Genomic DNA, 13,468 nt, shown 5'->3' with positions numbered 1-13,468 from the left:
TTGTTTTGCTTCGTTCATATGTCGTTTTAAAAGAAAGTTACAAATTAAATTATGCTCAATTCTATTGCAACTTAAAATATTGGGTTTATATCCAACCATTTTTTAAGATTTAAAATATGGTTATCAACATTTCTAATACCTCTAATGGAAAAGAATCATCTAACATATGAAATATATCCCATCTATCTTAAAAAACATCTATAGTTCACTATTTTTTACAAGTCCGTATTACTTTAATATGTTAATTATACAACTTATGGTAATTAATTATCAATAAAAAAGCCTGTACTCATTATGAATACAGACTATTTAACAATTGTTGTTAAGTTACAATATAAGAAAATTGTGAAGTAAAGATTATGCTAATCTCGATAATAAATTGGAATTTAGCAGCTGCATATTAAACTTATAGCAGGAAGCTATGGTTTTCTTGCAAGTTGTAAATCGATTGTATCGTATAAAGTAATAATGCCGCCGTTATCATTGATGGCTTCTCTTATTTCATCAAAAAATTTTATTCTTGTGGTTTCCTCAATAGCAATATGATCTGAATAGGTACCTAATAATAATGTATATTCATCGGCTGTAAAGGATCTCGTTCTATGATAAAGCTTGTAGCTTATATCCACAAATCCATATTTGTAAGCTATGTTTGCTCTAATTTTGGCATTTTCCTCACTATATTCATCTCCAACTAATGAACCAGGCATATACTTTGCATATATATTTTCAAATGCGATATTTATGTTATTGCGTTCTTTGTCTTTATATGGATGATTAGCAAATCGTGCAAAAACACCACCGCTTTTTAGCATATCAAATACTTTGGTATACCCTATATCTTCGGGAATCCAGTGAAAGGCTGATGCTGAAAAAATGAGATCAAATGAATCAGGAGGACACTGAAAATCTTGAAATGCCATATTCTTAACATTAAATTTCTCATAATTTTTAAATTTGTACCTTGAAAAGTCTGCTAGCTTGTCACCTAATTCAATTGCAGTTAAACTACAACCTGTTTCAAGTATTGGCAATGTTGCTTGTCCAGTTCCTATTCCAACCTCAAGTACATCGCTTGATGGATTTATTGCTTTTACATCAAAAATATCATCATATAGTTCTTTAACATAAGTAGGACGCCACCTGTCATATTTAGTGTAAATAGAGTTAAATGTGGTTTCTAGACCTTTAATTATTGACATTTTTAAACCCTCCCAAAGTATAAATAATATCCTCGATAAATTACTATTAATTGAGTTTGCTTATATTCTTATATAGACCATCGCATTAACTTGCTAGTGCTACATTTTATAAGAAAGATGTGACATAACTGAAACTAAAATAATGTTATCTCATTTCTTCAAATTGGAATTTGTAGATAAGTAAGAGGTAAGAGCTAAGAAGTAATAGTTGTGGTTAAAATTCAGCCTTGCTGAACTTTTTTATAAACTCTTACTTTTTACCTATTAGTTCTTACCCAAATAATAAATTATTTTTTATCCTTTAGTTTAATTTATAATTGAGTCTTTTGACTTAGTGTTTTTGGTTGCAAGACCTATAATTAAACAGAGAATTATAGTATAAGGTAACTGCATCAACAATGGTAAGATATCAAAGTGTTTTTTCTCTAGAGTATAACTCTGCCCAAACTGGTATAAATCCTGATTTAATAGCAACACCTTGAGAATATATGTTAGATTCAATGGTACTATAAAATGGAATTTTTCCTCTCTTCATAATTTCATTCTTTAATAAAGAAACTAAATTTGTGGCTATCCCTTTTCCACGGTATCCTTCCATAACATTAATACCAATCTGCCACATATCTTCGCAATCACAGCTTGCCCCAGCCATACCAATAATCTCATATCCATCTAAAGCAGCAATAGCTAAAACATCTGGATAATTATCATCAAAAGCAAAAGCTTCATCAAATCTATCATCATTTTTAAATTGGATAATATCATCCTTTTCATACCATCTAATATCTGTGATAGGCGCTACCTCTTCTAAAGGTGCTAATGGTAAATAAAAATGATGAATATCAGCTACCTCATGTCCAAAATCATTAAGCATTTTGTCTATATTTCTAAGTACAGGAAATAGAAATAACCAGTTAGTATCATAATCATTTAATTTTTTTTGAAACCAAGGCATAATTTCTGGTGTAGTAGAAACTACAGCTCTTCTTCCGAAGCAAAGAATCTTAAGTGAACAACCATCATTAGCGTAGATTCTTCTTCCTATTTTATGTTGTTTCTCAACCACAGTATTTTCAACTTTTTCTAAATCTTCAATCTCACAGCTAAAATCTAAAGATAGTTGTTTCTTGGCAATATTTAATATCTCATTTTTAGTAAACATAAATTCTCCCCCTTGTATTCCTAGCATTTATTCAAACAATATATCCTCACTAAATTAATTTAATCTGTTCTACAAATTACTATTTATAACATTCTGATAAATCATATCCACTATTTCATCTAAACTTAGCTCTTTATGTAGGTATACCTCAGGAATGATGCCTAATAGATCTTTTTCATTCCACCAGCTTTTCATTTCTTTTTCTCCAAATTCATGAGCATTAGGCTTTTGTTTATGACGATTCAAGGTTTCTTCAAAAGGTATGTCAAAGTAATATGCATAAATTTCATTGTTAAATTCATGAAGTAAATTTTTGAATAGTTTTTTATACCACTTTGAATTTAAAATGCCTTCTAAAATTATAATACTGCAATGCTTTTTCCCGTATAGTACAAGTTCATTTAGTAATTGACTAGCCTCGGTATTAGGCCCATCATTCACATATAGCATTTCTCTCCTAACTACATCTTGTGAAATTAGCATTGTACCGTGACCAAATTTCTTTTGTAATGCTTTGCCAGTTGTGGTTTTACCACTTCCTGAATTACCTCTAAGTATTATTAACTTTGTTACTTTATCCATCTGTTATATATCCTTCCAAGTTTACAAAATTATTGATAAGAATTTGAATCCTTGAATAAGTTGGTCATAATTTCTTTCTTTATGGTCAAAGTAAATAACATTCATTCCCATGCTTTTAGGAATAATAAGGTTCTTTTCTTGATTATCAATGAAAACACATTCATCAGCATTTACCTTCAAATGCTGTATAGCTTGTACAAAAATTTCGCTGCTGTCTTTTCCAGAACCAACCTCTGCCGAAACAGTGATTGAATCAAATGTTTTATTTAAGTCATAGTATTTGACAATCTCATCTATACGGTCTTTTTTGTTGTCAGTAACCATACCAATTTTATAATTTTGATGTTTCAGTTTGTTTACAAGTTGTATCATTTGGCTATCTATAGGAGTATTTATAAAGGATTCATATAATATATTTATATCAATTTTGGTATTAAGGTCCTTACATAATTTCTCCCAAATGTTTTCGTGATTAATTTTTCCGTATAAAAGGTTATCATTATATTTGTAATACTCTTTTTTAAATAGTTCCATGTCTAATCCAATTTTCTTGCAAATGTAATTACATATTGACTGTGAACCAGTTGCATCAGTAGTTAGTACACCGTCGAAATCAAATAGTATTGCCTTAATCATATTATTTCACTTCCCATTATAAAAGTAATTATTGCTTGCAATTGCTTACTGCTAATTATGCTTATTATAGGGTATTTGCCTACAGCTTCCTCGCTTTAAAAATAGCTGTTAACGGAACCATTTGCGATTTTTTTGTCCAATCGCTAAGCTCACCTGTTAATTGCAAAGTTTCGTCGTTTGTCTGCTCAACCAACTGCTCAATTACAAAACCTGCTTTTGCCAAGGCGTTTACGTAAGTTGATATCTTCCTGGAGCAAAGTAAAATGTTTTTCCCATCAAGATCCCGCTGAGACCATGTTTCATCAAAATAGGTATTTTTAAAAAAGGCTTTATCTTCTTCAAATGCCACGCACATATGGATAGGGTGCGACCAACTAAATATAAAAATGCCATCCTTCTTTAAATAAGATGCAACCCTATTAAATGTACCCTGTAAATCTGTTGTCCATCCAATTGCATAAATTGAATAAACATAATCAAAATAATCTGTTGGCAGCTTATGTTCATCTTCCATTGCACCACAAATCAGCTTTGCTGCGTAGCCACTTTCTGAAAGGCACTTTGCTGCCTTCTCAAGCTGGTTTTGAGAAATATCTATGCCCCAAAGCTCAGCTGCCTTGTTATTGCCATGATATTTAAGAGATTCACCATTACCGCAGCCAATATCTAAAAATTTTTTGCCTGCTACATCACCAAATAAGTTTAATTCATTTTCCGTTAAAGTATTACAACCATAATAAGGCAGTACAATAGATTCTAAAAAATCATTACCATTCTCATCCCAATAAGTCTTATTGGTGCGATGTATATTGCTAACATCAGTTTTGATCATAGGATTACCTCCACTTAATATAAATGATCTTACTTCACAATAGTTTACTCTTACGTCCCAAGATAAGAATATTGTGAATTAATATAACCTTTGATTATGCTTATTTTCCAGGAGTTAGAGGAATTTATTCATTGATGTATAATTTGATACTCGAAATCCAAGCTTTTCATATAATGGTTTCCCTTTATCAGTGGACATTAAATCAACTGCTGCAACGCCTAATAGCTTTGCTTCCGATAAAAGTTCAGTCATAACTTTTGTTGCAATGCCTTTTCCTCTATATTGAGGGTATGTAAAAACATTGTATACCGTACCCACAAGATATGATGAAAATGCTATTATCGGAGGTCTTTCCACGATTGACATAAATGCAACTCCTAATACTTCATTTTCATTCTCGGCAATGATAGCAATAAATCCCTTGTTAAGGTGCTTGGTAAAGTATTCTTCTAACTTCCTTCTAATATCTTGCACTTCTTCCGGAGAAGACACACCTTTTTCAGCAAACAGGTAGTCCATACGAATCTTTATGAGGAGGTCAATATCCTCTTTAACAGTTTTTCTTACTTTCATGTTTTGCACCACCTTATATTTATAATCTTCAGTTCGCACTTTTTTACCTTAGCATATTTCTATATCCAATCCATCATACGCAAATTCTATATTGTCATAATTCTTTGCTTTTTCCAAATAGTCATCATATGATAATCCCCAGTCTTCATCTAAATGAGTCATAATAACCTTATCCACATTATACTGTTTTTTTAGTTCAACAATTTCATTCATAACAAACATACTTTTTCTCATTTTATTGTCGTTACCAATAATGAAATTATCTTTTGCTACTTCTGAAGTTATTGTATCTCCGATTATCAATAAATCAGCATTATTAAATAAATCTTCATCTGGAAAAGGTTTTACATTACATGGTGCATAGATAACTTTTTTATCCTTTTGCTCAAATACAAATACTGAGCTAAGCTTATTACTAACAGGTATGATTGTAATTTTTATATCATCTATATTTAGTTCTCTATCAACAACATTTATTTTTATTAAATTATAGTTTTTTTCGTAATTTTCAACATACGGTCCGAATTTATTTCTTATTGATCTTATATCTTCAATTACATAATCCAATCCAAACACATTTATAGGTTTCTTATTTTTAATTCCAACCGATATTTCACACCAATTTATTTTTATCTGTTCAAAAACTCTCATCCCTAGAGTATGGTCGGGATGCCAATGGCTATAAAGCACATTATCAATACTCTTTACATCAAATTTATTTAGTGCAATATTAATATCCTCTGGAGTATCAATTAACAAATTGATATCCTCTAGAAATAATGAACAACCAAAACGCGAATAGGGGGTTCCCTTCTCCCTCGCTTCCTTACATACTCTACAACTGCATGTTGCTCTAGGTATTGACGTACATCCTCCAGAACCTAATACTTTAAATTTCATGTAACTTACCCCCAATAATTTCTTTTTTCATCACAAATCAGCACTTAGTAGTCATATTCATGCTTTCCAACACGAATTTTTTGGGTTAATTTTTCATCTTTCCAATTTTCACTCCTTAAAATATTTAAAGTAAACACCGTAAATCTCCATTCCATTTATTTCTAAATTACTTTTTTCTATTATAACATATTTTGTAAAAGTGCTATTACTTATGATACTGTATTTTTAGTTATGAAAACAACCACAAGCAATTTATATTAATTCCTAAAGCTATAAATCTCATTTGGTTATGCTATTGTTCTCTGTATAACTTACAAATGAAATTTTCCACTTTTTATTTCAAGGATTTCCAAAGGGAAGAAAAGTTGAAAATGTATTAATTTCAGGTGGAGAACCTTTTACTAATATACATATTTTTGATATAATAGAGTGAATAGGAAAATATGGTAATTAGGTTACAATTCTAACTAACGTACTTTGTTAGATGAAGCTTAAATAAAATGGCTTAAACAAAGAGAAATAGTTTTAAATATTTAATTGATAGTCTTTCTCTGGAAAAACTTATTGCAAATGCATCTGATGACTTGGAAACTATAGAACATGCCAATGAAAGGGAACTTGAATTAACTCGAGGAAAAATGGATTGCTAAAAAACAACATGTCTAAGAGTGTAATTTAGTTATAGGTGATAAGATGATTGTAAAACTGGATAATTCTAATAAAGACCAGCTGATAAGGTATTTAATGAAAGAAGAAGAATATAATCTGTTTATATTAGGAGATATTAATAACTTTGGATTAGAAAAAGACTTTTTAGAGTTCTTTGCAGAGCTTAATAGTAATAACGAAATCATTGCGGTTTTAATGAGATTTTATGATGAATTTATAATCTATTGTGAAGATAATATTTTTAATGTTGATGAATTTTCGAAAATATTAGTTAGTAACAATTTTAAAGGCTTAAGTGGGAAGAGTAATATTGTAGATAGGTTTATCGATAAGGTAAGGGTAAAGAATAAGCGTAATATGTATTTTTCTAAACTTATGGATGATAGTAAACTTCAAACTTATAAGTTAAATGGCAATGTAATTATTACGGAGGAAAGTTCATTAGATGGGTTGTTTGAACTTTATAAAATTGAAGATAATGGCATTGAATATAAAAATAAAAATCAAGTTAGAAGAGAGTTTAGGGATAAAACAGCAAGAGGATTTCACATACTAAATAATAAAAGTCAGGTTATTGCCTGTGTTAGGACATCTGCTGAATATAAGAATTCAGCCATGATTACCGGACTATGTGTTCATCCTGATTATAGGAGAATTGGTTATGCTACAGAGTTAATGTCTATATTGTGCAGTAAGTTATTAGAAGAAGGAAAATATCCTTGCCTGTTTTATGATAATGAAAAGGCGGGTAGGATTTATAGGAAACTTGGATTTCATGAACTAGGACTTTGGAGTCTTTGGACGGACATGTAATAAATTTTGTGTAAACTGAACAAAAATGACTCCTCCTTGTCAATAATTGAGATTATAAAATATTCCAAGGAGGAGTTAAATGACTAATGTTAATAAATTTGAGGTATTACAATTCTCCTAACATCTCAATAATCTCATTCCAATCATTAACCTCTAGGCAGTCACTTTTAGGAGTGTATTTATTTGACTTCTCTATTGCTCCTTTGTACCATACTGGAAATATTCCAGAAGCTGCGGCTCCATCAACATCAAATACTGCATTGTCCCCACAGTACCAAACATCAGAGGCATTAAGCTTTGCTTTACGAAGAGCAAGCTCAAATATTCGCTTATGAGGTTTTCTAAAAATATACTCACTGCTTGCTATAATAAATTCAAAATTATTCGATGGTAGCAGGCCATTAATATGTTCCTTTAATAAATTACCGCTAAAAGATATGTTGCTTATTACACTTGTTCGTATTTTTTTACTGTCTAAAAAGCTTAGAAATTCCACTATGTTTTTTGTAGGTTCAGCAATGCAAGCTCCGTTTAAAAATATACGTTCTACCTCAGCCATTGGTTTTGTAAATTCAATATCAAAATATTCATATAGATAGGTTTGAAAAACATGGTTATGTACTTCTAAAAAGGTTTGCTTTTCAGCATCTACTCCCCAGCGGCCTATGTCCCTACCCAGTTCATAAGCCAAAGCTTGTACTTCTTCAGCTGAGACATTATTAGGATTAATAGCAGCTTCCTTTAATACTGCACTTGTACCTCTTAAGGGGTCAAAGCTTTTTTCATTAACAATAGTTTGTCCGTAATCAAAAATTATCATTTTAGGTTTATTCATTTTAACACCACCATTATTTAGTTTCATTAGCTGAGTTCAACTGCTGCAGTCTTTCCTCAGCTGCTTTAATTGCTTCAACACCTGCTTTGCATAGTACATTAATGCCTTTAACTATAGTAACAATTACAAAGGCTTCCATCAATTCCTCCATAGTCAAGCCTGCCTCTATAGCAGCTACAGCATGTGCCTTCGCGCCAGTTACTTCATCATCTAGGCTGTCTAATATAGTGAAAATAAGCTCTCTCGTCTTTTTAGGTAAATGACCGTTTTGTACGGACTCACGCATCATTAAATATCCTTTTAATCCATCAGGGGCGTATTTAGATAATGCTTCAGCAAAGGGTGGATTCCAATTTAACTCATTTTTATAATAGTTAAGGATACTTTCATAATTGCTCATAATAGAATTACCTCCGTTTTATCTAGAAACCAATTAGGTTAATATGTTTACTAATAATGTATATGAATTAAATTATATACAATATTGGTTTTGACTTCAATTTTATTTGTATTTATGAACAGCCTTGAGAATTTGTAAAACAAAAGATAAGCAGGATAAAAATAATTTTTTTAAAAAACTAAAGTAAAGAGATTAAAGAGAAGATTTTTTACATTTTATATATAAATATATTCCATAATCAAGAAAATGGAACTTTTTATTACATAATTGTAATGATATAATGGATACATTATTATTTAAGTGCCATATATCAATAATTATATCAAACAAGTTTTGTCACAAAACTTTTGAGTATAGCAATTAGAAAATATATACTGTATTTTAAGGAGAAGCTTATGGGGAGAGTTAGGTTTTCTGAAATAGTAAATATTAATGAACTGCAAAAAATTACAGACAATATTTATGCAGTTACTGGAATGCCTATTGGGGTCATAGAAGTTGATGGAACAATAGTTTTAGCAAGTGGCTGGCAGGATATATGCACTAAATTTCATAGAATGCATCCATTGGCATGTCAAAGGTGCTTGGATAGTGACTTTTATATAAAAAATCACCTTGAAGAAGGAGAGCCAATTAGATACAAATGTAAAAATAATATGTGGGATATTGCTATGCCTATGGTCATATCTGGGGAACATATTGCAACTATTTTTTTAGGCCAATTTTTTTATGAGGATGAAAAAATTGATATGGAATATTTCCGAGCACAAGCCTTAGAGTTTGGTTTCAGTGAAAAAGAATATCTTGAAGCACTTAACAAGGTTCCAAAGTATTCAAGGGAAAGAGTTGAGCAAATTTTAACATATTATCAAGGATTAATAATGACCTTAACTGAAAGCGGCATAAGACAGGTGGAATTAAAAAAGTCAAAAAAGGAACTTGTGGAAGGCAAGAGGTATTTAAGTACAATTTTTAACTCTGTGAATGATGCCATATTTATTCATGATATATATGGAAATATAATAGATATAAATGAGACTGCTATTTCTATGTTGGGTTATTCAAGAGAGGAACTACTAACCCAAAATGTAAAGGACATTGTAGTTCAAGAGCCTGTGTATTATGACTATACTATAAAAAAGCTAATAAATAGAGCAAAGGAAAATGAGACGGCTATAGGAGAGCTTATAGCAAAAAAGAAAGATGGAACAGTACTTTGGATAGAAGTAAATACACGTATAATAAGTATCGATGAGGAGGATATAGTTATAGCAACTGTAAGGGATATTACAGAAAGAAAAAAGGCAGAGCTGGCATTTCAAAACGAAACATTTGAACTGGAAAAGCTGAGAACTGAGTTTTTCGCTAATATCTCTCATGAGTTAAGAACTCCGCTGAATATAATATTAAGTGCAATTAAAGTTAATGAAATGCATATTTTAAACAAAGAAAGGCCCATTGATATTGAAAGAATTATTAGTAATATTGGCGTAGAGAAGCAGAACTGCTTTAGGCTGTTAAGGCTTATAAATAATTTAATTGACTCTACAAAAATCGATGCAAATCAATTCGAATTAAATATAGTTAACTGTAATATAGTTAGCATTATTGAAGAAATTACATTAGCTGCAGCAAATCACCTATGCAGTAGTAAATTGAACCTTGTATTTGATACTGATATTGAGGAAAAGATAGTGGCTTGTGATGTAGACAAGCTTGAAAGAATAATACTAAATTTGCTATCGAACTCAGTGAAGTATACTCCAGATGGGGGAAATATATTAGTAAATATTTTTGACGGTGAAGAATATATTACTATTACCATAGAGGACACAGGAATAGGTATTCCACCAGAAAAGCTTCAGGTTGTATTTGATAGATTTAGGCAGGTAGACAAGTCTTTTACACGTAACAGTGAGGGAATTGGGCTGGGTTTATTCCTTGCAAAGTCCTTGGTCCAAATGCTAGGAGGAACTATTAATGTAGAAAGCGAGTACGGTAAGGGGACTAAATTTACGGTAAAGCTTCCTGCTAAAGTATTGGAGAATAGTAAAGGAATTGCTGAGTGTGAACTGGCTGCAGATAAGATTAATGATTATGAAGAAAAAATAACAATTGAGTTTTCTGATATATATAAATAAGGGGGCGTTTTTATGGGGTTTTTCGGGCCAAGTAAAAAAGAAATATGGCATAAGTTGGCTGAAGAAATTAAAGCTAATTATGTTGATGGAGGCATTTGGAAAGGAGATAGGGTTGAAGCTAGAGTAGATAACTGGATTGTTGTATTGGATACCTATGTAGTGTCTACAGGAAAATCTGCTATAACTTATACAAGAATGAGAGTTCCATTTGTAAACCGTGAAAACTTCTACTTTAAAATATACAGAAGTGGAATGTTTAGCGGACTTGGAAAGAAGCTCGGTATGCAGGATATAAGTATTGGCTATGAGTACTTTGATGAAGCCTTTGTTATTAAAAGCAATAATGAAGAAAAGGTTAAGCAGCTGTTTTCTAATGATAACATAAGAGCTCTAATACAAGATCAGCCACATATTAATCTAGAAATAAAGGATGATGAAGGATATTTTAGCACTCACTTTCCTGAGGGAGTAGATGAGTTATGCTTTATGGTTACAGGGGTAATAAAGGATATAGAGCAACTCAAAGAGCTATACGAGTTATTTGCTGAAGTACTGAGAGAATTATGCAATATAGGTATAGCAAGCCCTGAAACACCTGATATTGTTTTGTAATTTTAAATGTTAGAGAGATTTTTATAAAAAAACAAGGCTGCTGAAGGATGATTTGATCATTCTTCAGCAGCCTTGTTTTTAGAATAAAATGTAGAGCTTTAGAAATTAATCATTCCTAAATGCTCAAGCAAAATCTTAAGTCCCATAAGAATTAAAATAAGTCCACCAGCAAATTCTGCTTTAGATTTATAAATTGTGCCAAATACATTTCCTATCTTAACGCCTACCATTGATAATGTAAAAGTAACAATACCTATGAAGGAGACCGCAGAAAGAATATTTACTTTTAGAAATGCAAAGGTAACTCCTACTGCTAAAGCATCAATACTTGTTGCAATTGCTAAACCAATCATATTTTTAAAAGCTAGAGTTTCATCATTTATATTCTCATCCACTGCACATTCGATTCCAACTTCATTTTTGCTTTCTATAGACTCTCGGATCATGTTAATACCGATGATTGCAAGCAAAAAAAATGATATCCAGTGGTCAATAGATGTAATCTTATTTTGAAACTGAACTCCTAGAAAATATCCAATGAGAGGCATTCCTGCTTGGAACAGTCCAAAGTATAGTCCTACAGTTCCTGCTTTTTTAAAGTTAATCTTTCTCAGGCACAACCCTTTGCAAATTGCTACTGCAAAGGCATCCATTGATAAGCCAACTGCAATAATAAATAGTTCAAGTAAACTCATGTTTTTCCTCCTTATAGTTGAAACAAGGGGTAACTTAACTTGTTCACTTCGTTCACAAGTTATCAGTTAAAATCCACCTAGCACTTTAACTTTCCTTATCACTAATAAAGTACAAAAAAAGACCTATCTGCAGTGCTTTTCTGCAGATAAGTCTCATTATTTAAAATAAAGCCAGATAAATATTATCAGTATGTTGACTTTATTACATAATCTTTATTATGCTAATTACTCCCCTATCATATTATCAAGTATATAAAATAATACATATACTGTCAATAATTTATTAAGCTTATAAAGTGACAAGGATATAACTAGCCTTACTGCTAAAAGCTATCAATTACTTTACCCTCTAGATTATAAACAGTAACTATAGTTTTAGCTTCTGACATATCTACTACTGCAAAGTGATACTCTGATATGGGAGGGACATCAACATTTTTACTATCACCATAGCCCTTGTAAATTGGTGCACCAAAGGTGCCGGTGGTAATCTGATATACAGTCTTATTAAATTTGAAACTCTCACCTCTTAGACCCTCATTGAAGTCAGAATTTATATGCCTCCTTGTATAGTTATGCTCATGGCCACAAAAGGCTATTGGGCTATTTGAGGCATCAATTAAAGACCAAAATTTATCCCTTTGAAGCTTGTTTGCATCCAAGGAGTCTCCTATATGAGTGCCTGTTGGATAGGCTGGTTCATGGAAAAAATAATAATTATGCTTTTTACTAGAATCCATATTTGCCGTTATGAAGTCCAACTGCTTATCTGATATTTCATGTTCTTCACCTGGATGATTGGAATTAAGCATGTAAAAGCGTGCATTTCCACTATCGAAGTAATATACAGTTTTGGAATACCCATCTAAAAAATTTGCATTAAACTCTGAAAAAACCTCTTGAAAAGCCTGCTCTGCTTTTATTCCAGCTGTGGCCTCGTGATTTCCAAAGCCAGGGTAAAAGAACTCAATAGGATAATATTTGGTAATTATATTTTTAAAATTCTCAAGCTGAGTTTTAACTTTAGAATAACTACTAGCACCAGTGACTAAATCCCCAGGCATAACAGCAAAGGATGGCTGGGGAGAAAGAGTCTTAATTTTTTCTAGGGTTTTTATAATAACTTCTGAATTAACTCCACCATCTGAGCCCCGGCTATCGGCCATTACTACAAAGCGTAAGGTATCTTCCTCGATAGATTTATCCTTAGAAGGCTGAGGTTGAACTGGACTCGATGGGTTAGGTGGAGTTGTTTTTGTGTTGGGCTTTTTAAAAATACAGGAGCTAAGGATAGTGGACATAAATAATATTAAGAAAATAGATAGGATTTTTTTATTCAACAGGGCTCACCTCATCAATAACTAAAAATATAATTTCTATTTTATATTATATCCTAAAATAGGGTATAAAAATTAT

At 31.5% G+C, this 13,468-nt stretch carries 14 protein-coding genes; 3 read left to right on the top strand and 11 right to left on the bottom strand.

Annotated features, from left to right (window positions below; all coding sequences use genetic code 11):
* Nucleotides 1-419: 419 nt before the first annotated feature.
* From bsdE14_RS07975 to bsdE14_RS07945, 7 genes are all read right to left on the bottom strand, one after another.
* Nucleotides 420-1,202 (bottom strand): class I SAM-dependent methyltransferase, encoded by a 783-nt coding sequence (locus bsdE14_RS07975; protein ID WP_264849401.1) that lies wholly within the window; start codon nucleotides 1,200-1,202, stop codon nucleotides 420-422.
* A gap of 409 nt (nucleotides 1,203-1,611) precedes the next feature.
* Complete coding sequence (locus bsdE14_RS07970) at nucleotides 1,612-2,364, bottom strand: GNAT family N-acetyltransferase (RefSeq protein ID WP_264849400.1); 753 nt, start codon at nucleotides 2,362-2,364, stop codon at nucleotides 1,612-1,614.
* 69 nt (nucleotides 2,365-2,433) lie between these two features.
* Nucleotides 2,434-2,946 carry a kinase gene (locus bsdE14_RS07965; RefSeq protein ID WP_264849399.1) on the bottom strand — a complete coding sequence of 171 codons (513 nt, stop codon included), beginning with the start codon at nucleotides 2,944-2,946 and terminating at the stop codon, nucleotides 2,434-2,436.
* A 21-nt stretch (nucleotides 2,947-2,967) separates the two neighbouring features.
* On the bottom strand, nucleotides 2,968-3,582 hold the full coding sequence (locus bsdE14_RS07960; protein ID WP_264849398.1) for an HAD family hydrolase: 615 nt from the start codon (nucleotides 3,580-3,582) through the stop codon (nucleotides 2,968-2,970).
* 79 nt (nucleotides 3,583-3,661) lie between these two features.
* Nucleotides 3,662-4,414: a class I SAM-dependent methyltransferase gene (locus bsdE14_RS07955; protein WP_264849397.1), complete on the bottom strand. Its 753-nt coding sequence runs from the start codon at nucleotides 4,412-4,414 to the stop codon at nucleotides 3,662-3,664.
* A gap of 114 nt (nucleotides 4,415-4,528) precedes the next feature.
* Nucleotides 4,529-4,987, bottom strand: coding sequence for a GNAT family N-acetyltransferase (locus bsdE14_RS07950; RefSeq protein WP_264849396.1), 459 nt, complete (start codon nucleotides 4,985-4,987; stop codon nucleotides 4,529-4,531).
* 48 nt (nucleotides 4,988-5,035) lie between these two features.
* Nucleotides 5,036-5,887 carry an MBL fold metallo-hydrolase gene (locus bsdE14_RS07945; RefSeq protein WP_264849395.1) on the bottom strand — a complete coding sequence of 284 codons (852 nt, stop codon included), beginning with the start codon at nucleotides 5,885-5,887 and terminating at the stop codon, nucleotides 5,036-5,038.
* Between the two features lie 693 nt (nucleotides 5,888-6,580).
* Here bsdE14_RS07945 and bsdE14_RS07940 point away from each other — a divergent pair.
* A complete protein-coding gene (locus bsdE14_RS07940; RefSeq protein ID WP_264849394.1) occupies nucleotides 6,581-7,369 on the top strand; it encodes a GNAT family N-acetyltransferase in 789 nt (262 codons plus the stop codon).
* 106 nt (nucleotides 7,370-7,475) lie between these two features.
* On the opposite strand, the gene bsdE14_RS07935 is transcribed toward bsdE14_RS07940, so the two are convergent.
* Nucleotides 7,476-8,204 carry an HAD family hydrolase gene (locus tag bsdE14_RS07935; RefSeq protein ID WP_264849393.1) on the bottom strand — a complete coding sequence of 243 codons (729 nt, stop codon included), beginning with the start codon at nucleotides 8,202-8,204 and terminating at the stop codon, nucleotides 7,476-7,478.
* 13 nt (nucleotides 8,205-8,217) lie between these two features.
* Nucleotides 8,218-8,604, bottom strand: a complete 387-nt coding sequence (locus tag bsdE14_RS07930; RefSeq protein ID WP_264849392.1) for a carboxymuconolactone decarboxylase family protein — start codon at nucleotides 8,602-8,604, stop codon at nucleotides 8,218-8,220.
* A gap of 395 nt (nucleotides 8,605-8,999) precedes the next feature.
* Between bsdE14_RS07930 and bsdE14_RS07925 the strand changes: the two genes are divergently transcribed.
* The gene (locus bsdE14_RS07925; protein WP_264849391.1) at nucleotides 9,000-10,745 is read left to right on the top strand and encodes a sensor histidine kinase; all 1,746 of its coding nucleotides are present in this window, start codon (nucleotides 9,000-9,002) and stop codon (nucleotides 10,743-10,745) included.
* A 12-nt stretch (nucleotides 10,746-10,757) separates the two neighbouring features.
* Nucleotides 10,758-11,357: a DUF3137 domain-containing protein gene (locus tag bsdE14_RS07920; protein WP_264849390.1), complete on the top strand. Its 600-nt coding sequence runs from the start codon at nucleotides 10,758-10,760 to the stop codon at nucleotides 11,355-11,357.
* 98 nt (nucleotides 11,358-11,455) lie between these two features.
* Here the strand turns inward: bsdE14_RS07920 and bsdE14_RS07915 are convergent, their stop codons facing one another.
* Nucleotides 11,456-12,052 carry a manganese efflux pump MntP gene (locus bsdE14_RS07915; RefSeq protein ID WP_264849389.1) on the bottom strand — a complete coding sequence of 199 codons (597 nt, stop codon included), beginning with the start codon at nucleotides 12,050-12,052 and terminating at the stop codon, nucleotides 11,456-11,458.
* A 323-nt stretch (nucleotides 12,053-12,375) separates the two neighbouring features.
* Nucleotides 12,376-13,392 (bottom strand): metallophosphoesterase family protein, encoded by a 1,017-nt coding sequence (locus bsdE14_RS07910; protein ID WP_264849388.1) that lies wholly within the window; start codon nucleotides 13,390-13,392, stop codon nucleotides 12,376-12,378.
* Nucleotides 13,393-13,468 lie beyond the last annotated feature (76 nt).

The sequence above is a fragment of the Clostridium omnivorum genome (assembly GCF_026012015.1).
Classification (GTDB): domain Bacteria; phylum Bacillota; class Clostridia; order Clostridiales; family Clostridiaceae; genus Clostridium_AX; species Clostridium_AX omnivorum.
This window is presented reverse-complemented; position numbering and strand designations above follow the sequence as displayed.